The organism is Rhodococcus sp. C1, from assembly GCF_020809065.1.
GTDB classification, from domain to species: Bacteria; Actinomycetota; Actinomycetes; order Mycobacteriales; family Mycobacteriaceae; genus Rhodococcus_F; species Rhodococcus_F qingshengii.
Genome location: NZ_CP078080.1, coordinates 4,998,796 through 5,018,661 on the forward strand (window position 1 = coordinate 4,998,796; position 19,866 = coordinate 5,018,661).

The following is a 19,866-nucleotide window of genomic DNA, read 5'->3' on the forward strand; positions in this document are numbered from 1 at the left end:
CGTAGGCTGGGGCGAAGTCGCGCATTCACTCAACATGGAGGCAAGAAATGACGAGGATTCTGACGCAGCTGGAGCTGCTACAAGAGCTGCAGCCGGTTGCCGAGGAGAACGTCAACCGCCACATCTCCATGGCCAAGGAATGGCATCCACACGACTACGTTCCGTGGGACGAGGGCCGTAATTTCGCAGCCATGGGCGGCGAAGACTGGAGTCTCGAACAGTCACAACTCGGCGAGGTAGCTCGCGCCGCGATGATCACCAACCTGCTCACCGAGGACAACCTGCCGTCGTACCACCGTGAGATCGCCGAGAACTTTTCGCAGGACGGTGCCTGGGGAACGTGGGTCGGCCGGTGGACCGCCGAGGAGAACCGCCACGGCATCGTGATGCGTGACTACCTCGTCGTCACGCGCGCAGTCGACCCCGTCGAGCTCGAGCGCTTCCGCATGGAACACATGACAAACGGTTACAGCGCACCCATCGACGAGGGCGACGCCGGCCTGCTGCACTCGGTCGCCTACGTGACCTTCCAGGAACTCGCGACGCGCGTCAGCCACCGCAACACCGGCAAGGCCTGCGACGAGCCGATTGCCGACAAGATGCTTCAGCGCATCGCCGCCGACGAGAACCTGCACATGATCTTCTACCGCAACATCTGCGCCGCCGCGCTCGATCTTGCTCCCGATCAGGCGCTCAAGGCTGTGGCGAACATCGTCCAGAACTTCCAGATGCCCGGTGCCGGCATGCCGAACTTCCGCCGTAACGGCGCTCTGATGGCCAAGCACGGCATCTACGACCTTCGCCAGCACCTCGACGAGGTCGTCTGGCCTGTCCTGCGCAAGTGGAACATCTTCGAGCGCAACGATTTCAGCGCCGAAGGCGAGAACACGCGCGAAGAGTTGGCGGCCTTCCTCGAGACACTCGCCGCCAACGCGACGAAGTTCGAGGAACAGCGCGATCGCATGCTCGCACGCGAAGCCGCCAAGCGCGAACAGCAGGCTTCTTAGTTTCACCAGCTATTCTGTGCCCGGTACCGGATTCGGTACCGGGCACTTCCAATTGTCACAAGTATTTGTTCAGAGGTAGACATGTCATCCCTTCGTATCGGTTCACTCGAGCTTCACAGCCCCGTGGTCCTCGCACCCATGGCGGGCGTCACCAACGTCGCCTTCCGCACGCTGTGCCGTGAACTCGAACTCGAACGTGCAGGCAGCACGTCCGGGCTCTACGTCTGCGAGATGGTCACCGCCCGCGCGCTCGTCGAACGCCAACCCGCCACGATGCACATGACCACGTTCGGTCCGACCGAAACGCCCAGGTCGCTGCAGCTGTACACCGTCGACCCGGATACGACTTACGCCGCGGCCAAGATGATCGTCGACGAGAACATGGCCGATCACATCGACATGAACTTCGGCTGCCCGGTACCCAAGGTGACCCGCAAGGGCGGTGGATCGGCGCTACCGTACAAGCGTCGACTGTTCGGTCAGATCGTCGCGGCAGCCGTGCGCGCCACCGAAGGCACCGACATTCCGGTCACCGTCAAGATGCGCGTCGGCATCGACCCCGAACATCACACGCACCTCGACGCCGGCCGGATCGCCGCAGCTGAAGGCGCCGCTGCCGTCGCACTTCACGCACGTACCGCGTCGCAGCGCTACTCCGGCACTGCTGACTGGAACGAGATCACGCGCCTCAAGGAACACGTCACCGACGTGCCGATCCTCGGCAACGGCGACATCTTCGACGCCTCGGATGCTGCCCGCATGATGAACGAGACCGGCTGCGACGGCGTCGTCGTCGGACGCGGCTGCCTCGGACGGCCATGGCTGTTCGCGGAACTCAGCGCAGCTCTCAACGGACAACAGATCGCCACGCCGCCGACGCTCGGCGAAGTCACCAAGATCATCGCCCGTCACGCCCAACTGCTCGCCGCACATCACGGTGAAATGAAGGGTCTGCGCGAACTTCGCAAGCACGTCTCCTGGTACATGCGTGGGTTCCCGGTCGGATCGGATCTGCGGGTCTCGATGGCTCTGGTCAGCACGTTGTCCGAACTGGACGATCTGCTCGGACAGCTCGACCACGACGTCCCGTTCCCCAAGGACGCCGAAGGCCCGCGCGGACGCCAAGGCTCACCCGGTCAGGTAGCACTCCCGGAAGGTTGGCTCGACGATCCCGAAGACGACCTTGTGCCGGCGGGAGCTGACATGATGCACTCTGGTGGCTAGCGAAAACACGCCGTCGGATTACTCACATCACTTTCTGAGTGAAGCACTCAGGATTCACCAGTAATATGGCTCCAGCTTCGTCGACAACCGGTTGACGCCGGCATCTGAATGACGAGTTACTGACAGTCGACGACGGGACAGGTTGCATCGGTGGGTGATGATCACGATTCGGGCCCACCTCCGCCCGAGAGCCGCGCCCCCTGGGAACGTCCGCTCGCAGACAAGCGCTTCCGCAACGCCCGACCGGACCAACCGGCAACGCCCCAGCGCCCTGCCACACCCCAGCGACCAACACCGCAACCACCCAGTCCCCCGGAGCGTCGCAGCAGTGGACGTACCGGGCGACGGGACTCGCCTCCGACCGACGACTCTGTTTCGGTCGCCGAGTTGGTCCGTCGGGTAGGCGACAAGAAGCCGCCACCAGCCCCGGCTACGCCGCCCAAGCCGGCGCCGAACAAATCCGTAACACCCAAGACTCAATCTTCAGCAGCGTCGTCGCCGCCCCCCGCCCGGCCGATTCCCGCCCGTCCGACCGTTCCGCCCGCCGCTGCGGACTGGATCACCGAAGAACATCCCGTCACCTCCGCAGTGCCGCGGGTAGTCGGTGACACCGGCGCCACTCGTCTGGCGCAAAGCAAGATTCGCCGCCGCCATCGCGCAAAAGTGATCGGCCGATCGGCAGTAGCGTTCCTGGCCGTCATGTCTCTCGCATTGACCGGCGTCGTGTGGGGCTATCTGCGCTCGGTCGAAGGCGGATTCGATCAGATTGCGGCACTCGACACCGAGTCCGACGACATCATCGACGCCGGTGGTCAACTCGGCGACGAGACGTACCTGATCATCGGCACCGATACCCGCGCCGGTGCGAGCGGTGAGATCGGCGCCGGAACCGTCGAAGACGCCGAAGGCGCCCGAGCCGACACGGTCATGCTGGTGAACATTCCCGCCGACCGAAGCCGCGTCGTCGCCGTCTCCTTCCCGCGTGACCTCGACGTCGAACGTCCGATCTGTCAGGGATGGGACAACGACGCCGGCAAGTACACCAGCGAAACCTTCCCGGCAGCGAGCGGCGACAAACTCAATGCGACGTACGCACTCGGTGGCCCCAAATGCCTGGTCAAGGTCATCCAGAAGATGTCCGGCCTGAAAATCGGGCACTTCGTCGGAATGGACTTCGCCGGTTTCGAGCGCATGGTCGACACCGTCGGCGGTGTGAACGTCTGCTCCCCCGGACCGATCGAAGACGGCATCCTCGGAACCGTCCTCGCCTCCGGCGGCACGCAGATGCTCGACGGCCGTACCGCCCTCAACTACGTGCGTGCTCGCCACGTCGAAGCCGAGGGCAACGGCGACTACGGCCGCATCACCCGTCAGCAGAAGTTCCTGTCGGCGCTGCTCCGCTCGGCCCTGTCCAACCAGGTCCTCCTGAATCCGAGCAAGCTCAACGGATTCATCAACGCCTTCACCAGCGACACGTTCGTCGAAAACATCGACACCAAGTCACTGGTCACCCTCGGTCGCTCGCTCCAGAACGTCGACGCAGGCGCGGTCACGTTCTTGACGGTCCCCACGGACGGCACCAACGACTGGGGCAACGAGATTCCTCGCACGGACGAGATCAAGTCCCTCTTCCAGGCGATCATCGACGACGATCCGCTTCCGGGTGAAGAGCGCGAGGACACCACACCGTCGTCGACCAGTTCCACGACAACCGCTCCTACGTCCAGCACGCCGCCGGCCGCCACTTCCGTCGAGGCAATGAGCGCCTACAACATCTCGGTCGACGTCTCCAACGCCTCGGGAATCGCCGGGCAGGCCGCGACAATCGCCGACAGCCTCGCGGCCTACGGTTTCCAGATCTCCACAGTCGGTAACTTCAGCGCAGCCACCGGCCTGGCGAATGCCCAAGCGTCGACCACCGTCGTGCGCTACGCCGCAGGTTACGAGGCTGAAGCGGTGACCGTCGCGTCCTCGATTCCCGGCGCGGTTCTGGTTCTCGCTCCGAGCATGGGAGACATGATCGAGGTCGTCGTCGGAAGCAATTTCGCCGGCACCGTCGTCGCCCCCGCGGACCCGGGAACCATCCTGGCGGCAAATCCGACGTCGGTCGACACCAGCACCTCGACGGCTCTGCCCGCCGACATCGCCAGCGTCAACGCCGGCGACACCACCTGCGACTGACACGCGTTCATTCACCTTGCGTTCACCTGGTGCTTGTGACTTGGTCTTTCACGGCACGTAGGCTCTGACCTCATGCGCGTGGCTTACAACGAACAGATGACCGAGCTTGCAGACACGCTCGGCGAGATGGCAGGACTGGCAGGTGCCGCTATGGAGCGCGCCACCCAGTCCCTGCTCCAGGCAGACCTGTCCCTGGCAGAACAAGTAATCGGCGAACACGACAAGATCACCGAACTCAGCACCATCTGCGAGGAGCGCGCGTTTGCGTTGCTCGCCTTGCAGGCTCCCGTTGCCGGAGATCTGCGCTCGGTGGTCAGCGGAATCCAGATCGTCGCCGACATCGACCGCATGGGCGCACTCGCCCTGCACGTCGCCAAGATCGCGCGCCGCCGACATCCCAACCACGTGCTTCCTGAAGAGGTCAACGGCTACTTCGCCGAGATGGGACGCATCGCTGTCTCCATCGGCGCGGCCGCCAAGGTCGTCCTCGAGACCCGCGACCCCGAGCGCGCTGCCCGTCTGCGCGAAGAAGACGAAGCGATGGACGACCTCCACCGCCACCTCTTCACCGTCCTCATGGACCGTGAGTGGAAGCACGGCGTTGCCGCCGCAGTCGACGTCACGCTGCTCGGCCGCTTCTACGAGCGATTCGCCGACCACGCCGTCGAGGTCGGCCGACGTGTCATCTTCCTGGTGACCGGCAAGCTGCCCGAAGAGCCCGAAACCACCGAGAAGGTCGACAACCTCACCTCGTACCCGGATCTCTGAACCCAACCGTCCACGTGAGTAAAAGGCGGCCGCGCACTTGCGCGGCCGCCTTTCCTATTCAGTTCTCGTGCAACCAGGTTTCCAACGTGGGTCCTGCAGTTGTGGATCCCGGCGCGGGCAGCAACGCCCCACCCTTCATCGCCTTACCCGCTCCCGGCATCGAGATCGGGATCAGCCATTTACGTCGGCCACGGTATTTCAAGATCTCGCGCGTCATGGCCGGGATCTCGAGGACCTCGGGCCCGGCCAGGTCCGGAGCCCTCCCGGTCGGACCGTTCTGAGCGCAGGTCACGAGCGCCTCGGCAACGGTCTTCGCTGCCACCGGTTGTGACCGCATCCGAGGAACCATCGCGATCGGCCCCAGTCCGAACAGCGCGATCGTCTTCTCGCCGAACTCGAACCACTGAGTGGATCGCAGGATCGTGAAAGGAATACTCGACGCTTCCACCGCGCGTTCCTGCGCAGCCTTCCCCTGGTAGTAACCGAAGGACTTCAATCGCGGATCGTCGCAGTTCACGATCGAGAGCAGCACGTGATGCTTAACGCCGGCTCTGGCTTCGGCCGCGGCGATGTTCTTCGCTGCCGTCTCGAAGAACTCGATTGCCTTCTTGGCACTGTTGGTGACGTGATCACTCACGTCGACGACCACGTCGGCACCGACAAATGCTTCGTCCAACCCCGCACCCGTGGAGATGTCTACTCCCGTCGATCGAGCGGCGGCGACGACGTCATGGCCCCCGATTTTCGCCTGCTCGACGACCAGCTTTCCCATCTGGCCGGTTCCGCCCAGAACAACAATTCGCATGATGCCTCCGTCAAACCCGTGCGCCCGGCTCTCTTCGGCCTGGTCACATACTGGACGACGCAGCCTCCCGAGGTGTGACGGTCGGGCGAATCAGTCGCTGTACTTCTGCGAAACCCGCCCACGCCACCGCGACCAGATCGGATCCAACGCTGCGCTCGCCTCGTGTGCGTGATCGGCCACGGCCCGTGCCAGCATCCCTGCTCCCGCCAGCGGCGTCACGTGCCCTTCGACGTCGTCGGAAGTCTTGATCCCCAACAGCATGGTCGTACCGAGCACGCGATGGCCACCGAGAATTCCCGGCAGCGAACGGCCCGGCACGCTACGCAGGTCGAGAGTTTCCACGAGCAGCGCGTCACCGTCGACGGTAATGCGCTGATCCGAGCGAAGGGCACCGCCGGTTTCGCCGGTCCGGCCGAACACGATCATCTCGTCGAGCAGCGCAACCGCATCGGATTCCAGTGAAATATCCACGCGCCTGGTCACATCCGCGCCGCCCGCGACGACAAACGGTGCCGCGCGCCAGATCAGCGCCGCACCGGCGCCGACGCTCGCCGAAGCCGACCACGACGCCCGGCCGCCACGCGCGTTGTACGCGACGGTCCCCGACGGCTCGATCACCTCGAGGCACGTACCCGGAGCGACTACGAATTCGATACGCAGGTCGTCGCCGGCCAGCAGCGTTGCACTGTGGCCTACCAAGGCAATTCGCACGGTGAGCCCGCGAGCGTCGACGAACCGCGGGGCCAGGAAGTCGCCCGAGATCAGCTCTCGCGCAACAGCGGTGTCACCCACTCTCTCGACGACGACCCGCGTAGCTCCAGTGCGCATCAGTGAGCGTGAGAGTGGCTGTGCCCGTGACCGTGACCGTGGTCTTCTTCATCGGCATGGAAGTGCGGCGCCATCGGCCCCGGATCCTGCGGGGTGTGACTACCCGCGCGATGAGATGCGATGACCTGGCGGAGCCACGCACTGAGCTGGTCGATCGTTGAGTGATCCTTCTGGCTGAGCGCGAGAACGGGAAGTCCGTCACGCGCGGCCGTGGCATCGGCAACCATCTGGACCGCGTCGACGTCGACGTACGGGGCCAGGTCGATCTTGTTGACCACCAACAGATCTGCCCGCTCGATTCCGGGACCGCCCTTGCGTGCGACGTCTCCGCCGCCCGCGACGTCGATGCAGAAGATCTGGGCGTCGACCAGTGCCGGGCTGAACGTGGCGGTCAGATTGTCACCGCCGCTTTCCACGATCACCATGTCGAGGGGATGGAACTGACGCTCGAGGTCTTCGACCGCAATGAGATTCGGCGTCACGTCGTCACGGATGGCCGTGTGCGGGCACGCTCCGGTCTCGACTGCGACGATGCGCTCGATCGGAAGTACGTTGGCCGCGCGCAACAGTCGCGCGTCCTCGTCGGTGTAGATGTCGTTGGTGACCACCGCGATCTCGTACTCCGCCGCGAGTTCGCGGCAGATGGTGGCGATGAGGGTGCTTTTGCCGGTGCCGACGGGGCCGGCAACGCCGAGCCTCAAACCTCTTGCAGCAGTGGTGGTGTTGTTCAGGTTGTCAAGCACGGAAAATCCTCCTGGATCGAGCGTGGTGTTCGAGTGACCATTGTTCGACCAACGGCCCTGTTGTTGCGGGTATATCTGCGACGCCCTCGACGGCTACGGCAGCCGCGGCGACGGTTTCGATGGTCGGGGCTGCTCGGAGCAACCATTCGACCGGTTCTGCCGGATCCACCGGCAGTAGCTTCAATGCCGCCGACGCCACCGTTTGGGCGTCGTCGTACAAACAAGATCTGGCTGCCTGTAGGTCGTCCATCCCGGAGACCGCCGTGAAGACGCCCAACGCGAGCGGACGCATCGGATGCCCAGGCAGCGCCATGAGCATCTGCACCGCGGGGTGCTGCGGCCACAATCGCGACGCCAGTCTCGCCAGCCCACGGCCGAGCTGAATCGACGCCTCACGCAGCGGTGCGCTGGGAGTCCGAGCGAGCAGTTCCCTCGAGATGTCCTCGAGTTCGCCTGCACTACCCTCACTTACGGCCCAGCGGCGCGTGACCACCGTTGAAGCGGCCTCGACAAGTCCGACGGTTTCGAGTCGACCGCGAATGAAGTCAGGGACCTGACTCTGCAGGAGTCCGCCCGCCAGTGCCGGTTCCAACCCCGACGAGTGCGCGTGACCGCCGGTAGGCAGACGCCCGTCTGCCAAGAGCATCGATGCTATCTCGGCAGATGCCGTCTCGATCGACATGGTTTCAGAACAGCATGTAGCGCTGAGCCATCGGCACCACGTCAACGGGGTTGGGCGCGATCAGGTCGCCGTTGACCTTGATGGCAAACGTCTCCGGATCGACGTCGATGGACGGCAGCGCCGTGTTGTTCGGCATGTCCGCCTTGGTGAGGTGTCTCGTCGGACGAACACCGGTAAGGGTGCGGGTGAGACCGAGACGATCGGCCAGACCGTCCTCGATGGCCATCGGAGAGACGAACGTCGTGGACAGGTGCGGGGCCGATCCCGGAGTCGCCGCGATGGCCGGGCGAACGAACACCGGCTGCGGGGTCGGGATAGCAGCATTCGGATCACCAAGCGGCGCAGCAACTATCGCCCCGCCCTTGATCACGGCAGAAGGACGGACTCCGAAGAACGCGGGATCCCACAGCACCAGGTCCGCCATCTTCCCGGCCTCGACCGAGCCGATCTCGTGATCGATACCGTGCGCCACCGCGGGGCAGATCGTGTACTTGGCGACGTAACGCCGCGCACGCTCGTTGTCGGCCGGCATGCTGGTGCCCAGCTTGCCGTACTGGGCCTTCATGACGTGAGCCACCTGCCATGTCCGCAGGGTCACCTCACCGATACGGCCCATCGCCTGGGCGTCGGACGAGGTGATCGAGATGGCTCCGATGTCGTGCAGAAAGTCTTCTGCTGCAATCGTTGTCGGACGGATTCGGGACTCGGCAAAGGCAAGATCCTCCGGAACCCGGGGATTGAGCGCATGACACACGATGAGCATGTCGAGGTGCTCGGCAACCGTGTTGACGGTATGCGGCAACGTCGGATTGGTCGATGCCGGAAGAACGTTCGGCTCACCTGCCGTCACGATGATGTCCGGTGCGTGCCCGCCGCCGGCGCCTTCCGCATGGAACACGTGGATCCCGCGTCCGGCGATCGCATCCAAAGTGTGCTGTACGTAACCGGTTTCGTTGAGGCTGTCGGCGTGCAGCGCTACCTGGAGGCCGAACTCGTCGGCTGCGCGCAGAGCTGCGTCGATCGCAGCCGGAGTGGAACCCCAGTCCTCGTGGACCTTGAATCCGCCTGCGCCGGCGAGAGCTTCCTGACGCATGGCCTCATGGCTGACGGTGCTGCCCTTGCCGAGGAGAAGAACGTTGAGCGGGATGTGGTCGAGGGCGCGGTGCATCATCCTCAACGACCAGGCGCCGGGTGTGACGGTGGTTGCCTTGCTTCCCTCGGTGGGGCCCGTTCCGCCGCCCGCCACCGTCGTCGTACCGGTCGCGAGCGCCTCCATCATCTCGATTTCACTGAGGAAGTGCACGTGAGTGTCGATCGCACCCGCGGTGAGGATCTTCCCCTCGCCGGCGATCACGTCGGTGCTCGGCCCGATGAGCAACTTGGGATGCACGCCATCCATGATGTCGGGGTTACCGGACTTGCCGATCGCAACGATGCGTCCGTCGCGAATTCCCACGTCTGCCCGGACGATTCCCCAGTGATCGAGAATCACCGTGTTGGTGATGACGACGTCGAGAGCACCCTGGTCGCGAGTGGTCAGGCCCTGGCCCATCGACTCGCGGATGCTCTTACCGCCGCCGAAGACCATCTCGTCGCCGGTCGCGGTGTAGTCGTGCTCGATCTCGATCCACAGATCTGTGTCGGCCAAACGGATCTGGTCGCCTGCGGTCGGGCCGTACAGGGAGGCGTAGCCGCGTCGATCGATCCTGCTCATTCGGCTGTCCTCTCAACTGTCGTCGCGGCGTCGTCCGGTGAATCCGCCTCGACTGGAACATCACTCACACGCACGTTCACCGAGGACGCTCGCAAAGGTTCTTCGACCTCGACGCCGGGCGTGCCGAACGGCATGACGGTCTTGGGCTCGCGCGCATGTGTCGGTAGGTCTTCGTCCGGCACGATCTGCAGGCCCGGAACCCTTTTGAGTCCGCCGAGCGCGATCAGTGTCACCGTTCTGCTGACCCCGGGTTCGAACCGAACCGACGTTCCCGAGGGGATGTCGAGCCGGAAGCCGTCTGCCGCTTCGCGATCGAAGGTCAACGCCGGGTTGGCCGCGGGAAGGTGGAGATGTGAACCGATCTGAATGGGGCGATCGCCGTCGTTGACGACGACCATCGTGATCTTCTCCGCGTCCGTGCCGAACTCGAGCGGTTCGGTGGACACACGTACTTCGCCGGGAATCATCGAATGGGCTCCGTCACGGTGACCAGTTTGCGACCGTCCGGGAAAGTGGCCTCCACCTGGACGTTTGCAATCATCTCGGGTACCCCTTCCATCACGTCGTCGCGGGTGAGCACTTGCCGACCGGCGTTCATCAGTTCCGCAACCGTCATTCCGTCACGCGCGCGCTCGAGAATCCAGCACGAGATCAGTGCCATCGCTTCGGGGTAGTTCAGCAGTACCCCGCGCTCGCGGCGGTCACGGGCGACCATGCCCGCGACGCTCAGGAGCAGCTTTTCGGTATCTGAAGGGGTGAGGTGCACTGACAAGCCCTTCCGGTTGTGAAACGACATCGATCGACAGCGTGCTGTCGGGCCGAGATTAGCATTGTCCGAAGCGTCGTCAGTATCCACGAGATTCACATCGTCGGCTACTTCAGCGCCCACTCGGCGCACTTGCGCTGCTCATCGAATTATTCGGGCGCCCAACGACGCTCAGCTCTGCGCACCGGAGTGGGAACTATCACCACAACCAAAAAGTTTCACCCCCGTCTCCTGTTGGAAACGGGGGTGAAACATGATCGTGCAGGGTTGATCCCGGGACCTATCCGAAGCGGCCGGAGATGTAGTCCTCGGTGGCCTTCTGCGTCGGGTTCGAGAAGATCTTCTCGGTGTCGTCGATCTCGACGAGCTGACCGGGCTTGCCGGTTGCCTCGAGGTTGAAGAATGCCGTCTGGTCACTCACACGCGCAGCCTGCTGCATGTTGTGCGTGACGATGACGATCGTGAAGTCCTTCTTCAGCTCGGTGATCAGGTCTTCGATCGCGAGAGTCGAGATCGGGTCGAGCGCGGAGCACGGCTCGTCCATGAGCAGGACGTCGGGCGAGACCGCGATGGCACGCGCGATGCACAGACGCTGCTGCTGACCGCCTGAGAGGCCGCCACCGGGCTTGTCGAGGCGATCCTTGACCTCGTTCCACAGGTTGGCACCGCGCAGCGAACGCTCGGCCACCTCGTCGAGCTTCTTCTTGCTGCGCTCGCCCTGCAACTTCAAGCCCGCGACGACATTGTCCTTGATGGACATGGTCGGGAAGGGGTTGGGTCGCTGGAACACCATGCCGATGGTCTTGCGAACACCGACCGGATCGACGTTCGAGCCGTAGATGTCCTCGCCGTCGAGCAGCACCGAACCCTCGACGCGCGCACCGGGAATCACTTCGTGCATGCGGTTGAGTGAACGAAGAACGGTGGACTTGCCGCAACCGGACGGGCCGATGAAGGCGGTGACGCTCCGGGGCGGGACGGACAGGCCCACATCGGCGACGGCGTGGAACTTGCCGTAGTAGATGTTGACGTCCTTGAGATCCAGACGCTTGGCCATTACCGGCTCCCTACTGAGTTGTTGACGCTGTTGAGTACGAACATGTTCCGAGGCCGCATCACTTACTTCTGACCTGTGAGAAGTGACCGATCAGCTTCGCGACGATATTGAGGATCGCGATCAGCAGGATCAGGGTCAGTGCTGCGCCCCAGATGCGGTTGGTGCCGGCGTCGGTGGGGTTGTTCATCTCGGCGACCATGACGGAAGGCAGTGTGCCCATTTCGCCGTTGAACAGGTCGAAGTTGATGAACGGTGCGTAGCCGACGAGGATCAGCAGCGGTGCGGTCTCACCGAGCACGCGGGCCAGGGCCAGCATGACGCCGGTGATGATGCCGGGAAGTGCCGTCGGCAGAACGATTTTCGAGATGGTCTTCCACTTCGGCACACCGAGCGCGTACGACGCCTCCCGCAGATCCATCGGGACGATGCGCAGCATTTCCTCGGTGGAACGGATGACGACCGGGACCATCAGAAGGACCAGAGCCAGTGACACCGCAAACGCGGACTTGGGGAAGCCGAAGGTCGCGATCCACAGGGCGTAGATGAACAGCGCGGCCACGATCGACGGAACACCGCTGAGGATGTCGACCATGAACGTGGTCAGCTTGCCCAGCTTCGACTTCCGGTCGGCGTACTCCACCAGGTAGATCGCGACGAAGATACCGAGCGGGATGGAGAAGACCGCGCACACGATGCCTTGCAGCAGGGTGCCGATCAATGCGTGATAGATACCGCCGCCGTCGGCCGACGCCGTCAATCCGCTCAGCGAGTTGGTGAACCAGGTAGGCGACGTCAGAGCGGGTAGGCCCTTGGCGATGACCGTGAAGAGCACCCAGACCAACGGGATGAGCGCGATGACGACTGCCAGGCTCACCAGGATGGTCGCGATGACGTCCTTGGCACGACGACGAGCGCCGACGCCTTGGAAAGTGGGGGCCTTGACCGGCCGGTCCAGAGTGGAGGTCATGGGTCAGTCCTTCTTTCCGGCGATCACTGCGCGGGCAGCCGCGTTGACGACGAAGGTCAGTACGAACAGCACCAGTCCGGCCGCGATGTACGCGCCTGCCTGGATGTCGTTGTTGAACTCCGCGTAGCCGAGGGCGATCTTGGAGGCGATGGTCGAGCCGCCGTCGAACAGCGACCAGCCGAAGGCCTGAGAGGTGGTGCGCAGGATCAGGTAGAGCGCCATCGTCTCACCGAGTGCGCGTCCGAGACCGAGCATCGAGCCGCTGATGTAACCGGACTTACCGAACGGGATGACCGTGGTGCGCACAACTTCCCAGCGCGTGGCGCCGAGGGCGAGTGCGGCTTCGATCTGTGCTCGCGGGGTCTGGATGAACACCTCGCGGGTCACTGCGGTGATGACCGGAAGGATCATCACGGCGAGGACGATGCCTGCGGTGAAGATGGTGCCGCCGCCGGTGATGGATCCGCTGCCGTCGGCGAAGAGCGGGAACCAGCCGAGAGTGTCGTTGAGCCACACCGCGACCGGGGTGATCGCCGGAGCGAAGACGAGAAGTCCCCACAGGCCGTAGACGATGGACGGCACAGCTGCCAGAAGGTCGATCGTGTACGACAGTGGCCGCGTGAGCCACTTGGGTGAGTACGAAGTCAGGAAGATCGCAATGCCCAGTGCGATCGGCATCGCGAGCACCAGTGCGAACAGCGAGACCAACACCGTGACCTGGAAAAGATCGAGGACACCGAACGCCATCGCGTTGATGTTCTGCGTGACCCATTCACGGCTGGTCAGGAAGTTGACCTGATTCCGGCTCAAAGCAGGAACAGCACGCCAGATCAGGAACGCGCCGATCGCCGCGATGACAACCGTGATGAAGATTGCCGAACCGGATGCGAGCGAGCTGAAGATGCGGTCACCCGGACGGGTCACCGTCTTGCTGTTGCCGCTACCCGGACCGTCACCCTTCGGAGGACGCTCGGTTTCTGGAGCCTTGGTGGAAGTAATCGTGTCCTCCGTGGTGCCGTTCGGACCGCCCACCCCGGCCCCGCTGGTTGCGGGGCCGGGAGAACGAGATGTCGAGGTGATGGGCGCGTCACTCATGCGCGCTCACTTCCTTCACGTCTGAATGTAGATCCATGAGCTTGTCCGCACGAGTCTCTAGGTCAGCTGATTGCCGTGATGGACGCGTTGAGGCGATCCTGGACGTTGGACGGCAGCGGGACGTAACCCTGCTCGGCCAGGTTGGCCTGACCCTCGTTGGCCGCGCTCGTCAGGAACGACTTCACCGCTGCGGAGGTGTCCGCGTCGTAGCCCTTGGAGCAGACGATCGAGTACGTGGCGAGAACCAGCGGGTAGGCGCCGGCTTCGTTGGTCTTGAAGATCGACGCGAGGTCGAGCGTCAGGTCGCCGGTTGCGTCGGACTTGAACTTCGCGCCTGCGATCGACTTCGCGGCCGTGTCGTTGGTCAGTGCGACTGCCTCGGAGCCGGTGTTGATTTCGGCAACCGAGAGCTTGTTCTGATCGGCGAACGACTTCTCGACGTAGGTGATCGAACCCGGTGCCGTGGCAACTGCCTGTGCAACGCCCGCCGAACCCTTGGCGCCCTCACCGACGCCACCGGTGAAGTCCGACCCTGCGCCCGACGTCCAAGCACCGTTCGATGCCGCGTCGAGGTACTTCTGGAAGTTGTCGGTGGTACCCGAGGAATCGGAGCGGATCACGGTGGTGATCTTCTCGTCGGGAAGCGATGCACCGGAGTTGAGCGCGGCGATTGCCGGATCGTTCCACTTGGTGATGCCGCCGTTGAAGATCTTCGCGAGAACCTCTGCGTTGAGAACGAGCTTGTCGACGCCGTCGAGGTTGTATGCAACTGCGATCGGGCCGAAGACGAGGGGAAGGTTCCAGGCTTCGCCGCCGACGCAACGCTCCTTGGCCTTGTCTGCCTGCTCGTCCTTGATGGCCGAGTCGGAGCCGGCGAAGTCGATCTGGCCGGCGATGAACTGTGTACGACCGTCGCCCGAACCGCTGGGGTTGTACGCGACGTTGACCGTCTTGCCCTTTTCCTGGCACACGGAGATGTAAGTGGCGACGAACTGGTCCATGGCGTTCTTCTGTGCCGAGGAACCAGCGGCAGAGAGGTTGCTCTTGCCTTCGCACGTTGCGTTCGATGCGGACGCGTCCACACCCGTCGACGACGAGTTGTTGTCGCTGCCACATGCGGCCAAGGTCATGGCGCCCACGGCCACTACACCGAGCAGGGCACCACTGCGCTTGAGATTCACCAAGATCCTCCGGAAATCGCTACCGCCACGCCCACGATCGGGCGGCGACATGAGACGCAGAATGATTGAAATCTGCATCAGGCAACACGGCGCTGCCCACAGAGAAAAGTAGGCGGGCGCGGTGTCCGGCTGGACCACACATGGTTAACGGAGAATGAACAGACTGGACATTTCTGCGTGTCCGACTGTGACGTCAGAGCGCGCGGGCGTAAGCCATGTCCACGTGGAAGCGATCGAAGCCGAGTCGTTCGTACGTGTGGAGGGCGGCCGTGTTGTCGCCTTCGACGTACAGAAGGACGGTTCCGAGGCCGCGATCACGCAGGTAATGCATGCCCGCGAGAGTCAGCACTCGGCCGAGGCCGCGTCCCTGCGCCGCGGGATCGATCCCCACGACGTACACCTCCCCCAGCTCCGGATCGTCACCTTCGGGTGCGTGCACCTTGGTCCAGTGAAAGCCGAGAAGAGTATCGGGATCGGTGTCCGCGAACGCCATGAACAGACCAGCAGGGTCGAACCAACCTTCGGCCGTTCTCTCGTCGATCTCCGCCTGGGTCCAGCCACCCTGCTCGGGATGCCAGGAGAAGGCCGCATTGTTGACGCGAAGGATCTCGGAATCGTCTTCGGGCCCACGATACGTCCGAATCGTCACACCTTCGGGCACAACGATTTCCGGAAGCTGCGGAGCATCGAGTGGTCGACGCAGCTGCAGGAGTTCACGAACGCTGACCAGATCGAGGCTCTTGGCGAATTCGACTGCGGCGTCGACGTTTCCGTGCGCCCAGACACGCGTGCCCGGCCGGCCCTCGTCGAATACCGCTGCGGCAAGCCTGGTTCCGATGCCGCGGCGCCGCGCCTGCGGGTCGACCACCAACTCGGCCATGTCGGGATGCTCGTCCGAACCGGCTTGCAGCTGCGCATAACCGACGACTGCATCGCCGTCGAGTTCGAGGAAGTGTCGCGCGGCGCCGCGCCCGGCAACGGCATGGCGCCCCTGTTCCGACACGGGCGCCTTGCCGTCGAACTCGGTTGCGCGATCGAGAAGCGCGGAAACCTGCTCGGCGAATCCAGCCGGCAGTGAATCTGTCCAACCCACGTCAGACCACCGATCCGTCGGCCGCGTCGTAGTCGACGTCCTCGTCGTCCTCGAACTGAACGGGAGCAGCTGCGCCACCCTTGGCCCTGGTCGGACGCACTGCCTTATATCCGACATTTCGGACTGTACCGATCAAGGACTCGTATTCGGTGCCGAGTTTCGCCCGCAGACGACGCACGTGGACGTCGACCGTCCTGGTGCCGCCGAAGAAGTCGTAGCCCCACACTTCCTGCAGCAGCTGCGCCCGGGTGAATACCCGTCCGGCGTGCTGCGCGAGGTACTTGAGCAGCTCGAATTCCTTGTAAGTCAAATCAAGGGGCCGTCCACGCAGTCGTGCCGTGTACGTCCCCTCGTCGATAACCAGTTCGCCCAGCGTGATCTTTCCCGACGCTTCCGGACTGGCCACACCACCGCTGCGGGCGACCAACAACCGCAATCGGGCGTCCACCTCAGCCGGACCGGTACCGGGAAGCAGGATGTCGTCCAACCCCCAGTCGGCGTTGACGGCAACGAGTCCGCCTTCGGTGAGGACGGCGACCACAGGTACTGCGGATCCTGTGCTTCCGAGCAATCGACACAACCCGCGTGCGGCAGCCAGATCGGTGCGCGCATCCACCAATGCCACGTCCGCGGAACTTGCCTCGAGTAGCGAGGAAACCTCTGTGGGGGCAGGCCGAACCGAGTGCGCCAGCAACGCCAACGCCGGTAGTACAGCTTCCGGGTTGGGGTCGGAGGTGAGGAGGAGCAGTTCCACACGGCCTCCTATCTAGTAGCCCGCGCAACCCGTGAGGGCAACGCTCGAGTAGTTCGACGCTTTTGGTCGGTCCCTACATTAGCGTGCCTGGTACCGGGGCCGTCGCATCGAACCCCGACCGGAGTCCGTCACAATGGTGCGGTGCGCAAACTGATCATCGGCATCGTCTTTCTCCTCGGCCTCGGACTGGTGGCCGATTTCGGCGCGGCCGCGTACGCCGAGTACCGGGTTTCCCGCGAGCTCCGAACCGGCGCATCACTCGAGTCGGATCCGGAGGTCACCTTCAACGGGTTCCCCTTCCTCACCCAGGCACTCGGCGGGAAATACAAGGACGTCTACGTCAGAGCTACCGGCGTCCAGAGCGACGTGGTGGGCGAAGTGACCGTCGAGGCCGATCTGCGCGGGGTCACCGTTCCCTTCTCCGACATCGTGAACGGCAATGTCACCCAACTCCCCGTCGACAAACTCGACGGCCGGATGGGAATCAACGCCACCGACCTCGGAAAGCTGCTCAATATCCCTGACCTGCAGGTATCTTCGCCGCCTGCCAACAAGTCGGATGGCACCGGGGGCAGCGGCGGAACCGGAGCGAGCACCGCGGGCGCCGTCGTGCTGACGGGAACGGTTGCCGTCGGTCCGGTCGAGACTGCAGTGAGCGTGCAGGCCAACCTGGTTCTGGAAGGTGGGCAGGTCAAGATCGTCGCCAGCAATCTGTACTTCGGTCCGGAGGGCAAAGCCGATTTCTCGATCCCCGCAGCACTCGAACCCGTCGTCCTCGGCTTGTTCAGCTACACGATCGATCCGCAGGCACTTCCCTACGGAATTCAGCCGAGCCTGGTCTACGCGGAAGGCGGAAGAATCGTGATCGAAGGCAGCGCCGAAAACACGACGATCGATCTCGCAGAGCTGCAGAACCGATGACCGGGATCACAATTCTGCTGGTCGCGCTGGTCGCCGTCGTCGCGGTCGGGCTCTTTCTCAAGTCGCGCAACGGAAAGGTCCGAGTCACCACGCCGGCCGCGACCGGCGCGGCGGACAGTCGCCTCGAACTGCTCCGCGCCGCTGGAGTCTCTTCGCCGAACGGCGGACCCGTCGTACTGCATTTCTCTGCCGACTGGTGCGGACCGTGCGCGGCAGTACGCCGCGTCGTCGGTCAGGTCGTGATCTCGATGGCCGACGCTCCCCGTCCGCCGGTGGAGATCGAGCTCGACATCGACAAGGAACCGGCTCTGGCACGCGAGATGAGTGTCCTCTCGCTGCCCACCACCTTCATCCTCGACGGTGGCCTGGAGGAACAGTTCCGGGTGTCCGGAGTGCCATCCGCAGCCGATCTGAAAGCTGCACTCGTACCACTATCCGGACCCCACGAGCCAAAATCCGAGAATTCGGGGTAAACTCGCCGACGTGCAAACCCGCCACGAGCTGATGCTCACCCGACGCCGCGCAGTAGACCTGTGCCGCCTCGGGGGCTGTTGCTGTACCTGTTGCTGATCACCTCATCCGTCAGATCTCTCTGACCTTCGAGCTTTCGCTCACGTGATCAATCCACCGAGTGGGACTTTGACGTCCCGTTTTCTCGGTCCAGGCACAGCATCATGCAATCCAGCGCAGGAGCACTCCCGATGTCCACAACCACACCCCAGCTCGAGCAGGTCGACGTCCGCGGACCTCGATTCGCCGCGTGGGTCACCACCGGCGTTCTCGTACTCACGCTCATCCTCTCGACCTTCTCACTGCCCGCCGCCACCGTCGTTCTCGCACTACAGGCCATCGTCTTCGCGGTCGGAGCGGTACTCGGCCCCAAGCGCAGCCCGTACGGCCAGATCTTCGGCAAGCTCGTCGCCCCGCGACTCTCGCCGGTCAGCGAACGCGAACCCGTGGCGCCGCTGCGCTTCGCGCAGTTCGTCGGCTTCGTCTTCGCACTCGCCGGCACGGTCGGTTTCCTGGCCGGGTCGACGATCGTCGGCACCGTTGCCACCGGCTTCGCCTTGTTCGCGGCCCTGCTCAACGCCGCGTTCGGCATCTGCCTCGGCTGCCAGATCTATCCACTCGTCGCAAGGCTGCGAAATACCGGCCGCGCTACCACCGCGTGAAAACGCTTGCCCCACAACCCTGCTGAACCCCTGCTAGATAACGACCGATGCAAGACCACATCGAAAGGAACACCATGGCTCGCTCCGACGTCCTAGTCTCCGCTGACTGGGCTGAGCAGAACCTCAACACCCCCAAGACCGTTTTTGTCGAGGTGGACGAGGACACCAGCGCATACGACGGCGGCCACATCGAGGGTGCAGTCAAGCTCGACTGGCGCAAGGACCTCCAGGACGGCGTCCGACGCGACTTCCTGAACCAGGAGCAGTTCTCGGATCTGCTCTCCGCCAAAGGCATTGCGAACGACGACACCGTCGTTCTCTACGGTGGCAACAACAACTGGTTCGCCGCTTACGCTTACTGGTACTTCAAGCTGTACGGCCACCAGGACATCAAGCTGATCGACGGCGGCCGCAAGAAGTGGGAACTCGACGGACGCCCGCTCTCCAAGGACGCAGTCAACCGCGAAGCCACGCAGTACAAGGCCGAGACCCCCGACTTCTCGATCCGCGCTTTCCGCGACGAGGTCATCGACGCCATCGGCAGCAAGAACCTCGTCGACGTTCGTAGCCCTGACGAGTTCTCGGGCAAGATCCTCGCTCCCGCCCACCTTCCGCAGGAGCAGGCGCAGCAGCGTGGCCACGTCCCCGGAGCCATCAACATCCCGTGGAGCACCACCGCCAACGAGGACGGCACCTTCAAGTCGGACGACGACCTCGCCAAGCTGTACGCGGAAAAGGGCTTCGACGACACCAAGGAAACGATCGCCTACTGCCGCATCGGCGAGCGTTCGAGCCACACCTGGTTCGTCCTGCAGGAGATCCTCGGCAAGAACAACGTCAAGAACTACGACGGCAGCTGGGTCGAATACGGCTCACTCGTCGGCGCACCGATCGAATTGGGAGCCTGA

Annotated in this window: 22 protein-coding genes; 9 read left to right on the forward strand and 13 right to left on the reverse strand. The window is 63.7% G+C overall.

Annotation, left to right across the window (positions count from 1 at the left end; translation table 11 throughout):
- Positions 1 to 47: 47 nt before the first annotated feature.
- The 4 genes from KTR60_RS22910 to phoU all read left to right on the forward strand — a co-directional run bounded on the left by KTR60_RS22910 (position 48) and on the right by phoU (position 5,180).
- A complete protein-coding gene (locus tag KTR60_RS22910; RefSeq protein WP_003940492.1) occupies positions 48 to 1,007 on the forward strand; it encodes an acyl-ACP desaturase in 960 nt (319 codons plus the stop codon).
- An 81-nt stretch (positions 1,008 to 1,088) separates the two neighbouring features.
- Positions 1,089 to 2,231 carry a tRNA dihydrouridine synthase DusB gene (gene dusB / locus KTR60_RS22915; protein WP_064114481.1) on the forward strand — a complete coding sequence of 381 codons (1,143 nt, stop codon included), beginning with the start codon at positions 1,089 to 1,091 and terminating at the stop codon, positions 2,229 to 2,231.
- Between the two features lie 150 nt (positions 2,232 to 2,381).
- Positions 2,382 to 4,412 (forward strand): LCP family protein, encoded by a 2,031-nt coding sequence (locus tag KTR60_RS22920; protein ID WP_064073420.1) that lies wholly within the window; start codon positions 2,382 to 2,384, stop codon positions 4,410 to 4,412.
- Positions 4,413 to 4,484: 72 nt separating this feature from the next.
- Positions 4,485 to 5,180, forward strand: coding sequence for a phosphate signaling complex protein PhoU (phoU, locus tag KTR60_RS22925; protein ID WP_003940130.1), 696 nt, complete (start codon positions 4,485 to 4,487; stop codon positions 5,178 to 5,180).
- A 58-nt stretch (positions 5,181 to 5,238) separates the two neighbouring features.
- Here phoU and KTR60_RS22930 read toward each other — a convergent pair whose 3' ends face one another.
- The 13 genes from KTR60_RS22930 to KTR60_RS22990 form a co-directional block, all read right to left on the reverse strand.
- Complete coding sequence (locus KTR60_RS22930) at positions 5,239 to 5,985, reverse strand: SDR family oxidoreductase (protein WP_003940029.1); 747 nt, start codon at positions 5,983 to 5,985, stop codon at positions 5,239 to 5,241.
- A gap of 90 nt (positions 5,986 to 6,075) precedes the next feature.
- A complete protein-coding gene (locus KTR60_RS22935; protein ID WP_047271073.1) occupies positions 6,076 to 6,813 on the reverse strand; it encodes an urease accessory protein UreD in 738 nt (245 codons plus the stop codon).
- The gene (gene ureG, locus KTR60_RS22940) at positions 6,813 to 7,556 is read right to left on the reverse strand and encodes an urease accessory protein UreG (RefSeq protein ID WP_003939705.1); all 744 of its coding nucleotides are present in this window, start codon (positions 7,554 to 7,556) and stop codon (positions 6,813 to 6,815) included. The genes KTR60_RS22935 and ureG overlap by 1 nt, the downstream gene beginning before the upstream one ends.
- Positions 7,549 to 8,238: an urease accessory protein UreF gene (locus tag KTR60_RS22945; protein WP_007733855.1), complete on the reverse strand. Its 690-nt coding sequence runs from the start codon at positions 8,236 to 8,238 to the stop codon at positions 7,549 to 7,551. The genes ureG and KTR60_RS22945 overlap by 8 nt, the downstream gene beginning before the upstream one ends.
- Positions 8,239 to 8,242: 4 nt before the next feature.
- Positions 8,243 to 9,952: an urease subunit alpha gene (locus tag KTR60_RS22950; RefSeq protein ID WP_065455266.1), complete on the reverse strand. Its 1,710-nt coding sequence runs from the start codon at positions 9,950 to 9,952 to the stop codon at positions 8,243 to 8,245.
- The gene (gene ureB / locus KTR60_RS29270; protein ID WP_007733849.1) at positions 9,949 to 10,419 is read right to left on the reverse strand and encodes an urease subunit beta; all 471 of its coding nucleotides are present in this window, start codon (positions 10,417 to 10,419) and stop codon (positions 9,949 to 9,951) included. The genes KTR60_RS22950 and ureB overlap by 4 nt, the downstream gene beginning before the upstream one ends.
- Positions 10,416 to 10,718: an urease subunit gamma gene (gene ureA, locus KTR60_RS22960; RefSeq protein ID WP_003939800.1), complete on the reverse strand. Its 303-nt coding sequence runs from the start codon at positions 10,716 to 10,718 to the stop codon at positions 10,416 to 10,418. The genes ureB and ureA overlap by 4 nt, the downstream gene beginning before the upstream one ends.
- 280 nt (positions 10,719 to 10,998) lie before the next feature.
- Positions 10,999 to 11,775 carry a phosphate ABC transporter ATP-binding protein PstB gene (gene pstB, locus KTR60_RS22965; protein WP_003939968.1) on the reverse strand — a complete coding sequence of 259 codons (777 nt, stop codon included), beginning with the start codon at positions 11,773 to 11,775 and terminating at the stop codon, positions 10,999 to 11,001.
- 58 nt (positions 11,776 to 11,833) lie between these two features.
- Positions 11,834 to 12,742, reverse strand: a complete 909-nt coding sequence (pstA, locus tag KTR60_RS22970; protein ID WP_003940100.1) for a phosphate ABC transporter permease PstA — start codon at positions 12,740 to 12,742, stop codon at positions 11,834 to 11,836.
- Positions 12,743 to 12,745: 3 nt separating this feature from the next.
- A complete protein-coding gene (gene pstC / locus KTR60_RS22975) occupies positions 12,746 to 13,837 on the reverse strand; it encodes a phosphate ABC transporter permease subunit PstC (RefSeq protein WP_064114479.1) in 1,092 nt (363 codons plus the stop codon).
- 62 nt (positions 13,838 to 13,899) lie between these two features.
- Positions 13,900 to 15,018, reverse strand: a complete 1,119-nt coding sequence (pstS, locus tag KTR60_RS22980; protein ID WP_003940482.1) for a phosphate ABC transporter substrate-binding protein PstS — start codon at positions 15,016 to 15,018, stop codon at positions 13,900 to 13,902.
- Positions 15,019 to 15,211: 193 nt separating this feature from the next.
- Complete coding sequence (gene mshD, locus KTR60_RS22985) at positions 15,212 to 16,111, reverse strand: mycothiol synthase (RefSeq protein WP_042922278.1); 900 nt, start codon at positions 16,109 to 16,111, stop codon at positions 15,212 to 15,214.
- Between the two features lies 1 nt (position 16,112).
- Positions 16,113 to 16,865: a winged helix-turn-helix transcriptional regulator gene (locus KTR60_RS22990; protein WP_003939728.1), complete on the reverse strand. Its 753-nt coding sequence runs from the start codon at positions 16,863 to 16,865 to the stop codon at positions 16,113 to 16,115.
- A 141-nt stretch (positions 16,866 to 17,006) separates the two neighbouring features.
- Here KTR60_RS22990 and KTR60_RS22995 point away from each other — a divergent pair, with 141 nt between their 5' ends.
- The 5 genes from KTR60_RS22995 to KTR60_RS23010 all read left to right on the forward strand — a co-directional run bounded on the left by KTR60_RS22995 (position 17,007) and on the right by KTR60_RS23010 (position 19,866).
- Entirely contained in the window at positions 17,007 to 17,786 is a 780-nt protein-coding gene (locus KTR60_RS22995; protein WP_003939847.1) for an LmeA family phospholipid-binding protein, read from the forward strand.
- Positions 17,783 to 18,259, forward strand: coding sequence for a thioredoxin family protein (locus KTR60_RS23000; protein ID WP_003939684.1), 477 nt, complete (start codon positions 17,783 to 17,785; stop codon positions 18,257 to 18,259). The genes KTR60_RS22995 and KTR60_RS23000 overlap by 4 nt, the downstream gene beginning before the upstream one ends.
- Positions 18,260 to 18,290: 31 nt before the next feature.
- Complete coding sequence (locus KTR60_RS29335; protein WP_371734792.1) at positions 18,291 to 18,356, forward strand: putative leader peptide; 66 nt, start codon at positions 18,291 to 18,293, stop codon at positions 18,354 to 18,356.
- Between the two features lie 131 nt (positions 18,357 to 18,487).
- A complete protein-coding gene (locus KTR60_RS23005; protein ID WP_003940408.1) occupies positions 18,488 to 18,958 on the forward strand; it encodes a DUF4395 domain-containing protein in 471 nt (156 codons plus the stop codon).
- Between the two features lie 74 nt (positions 18,959 to 19,032).
- Positions 19,033 to 19,866, forward strand: a complete 834-nt coding sequence (locus tag KTR60_RS23010; RefSeq protein WP_003939859.1) for a sulfurtransferase — start codon at positions 19,033 to 19,035, stop codon at positions 19,864 to 19,866.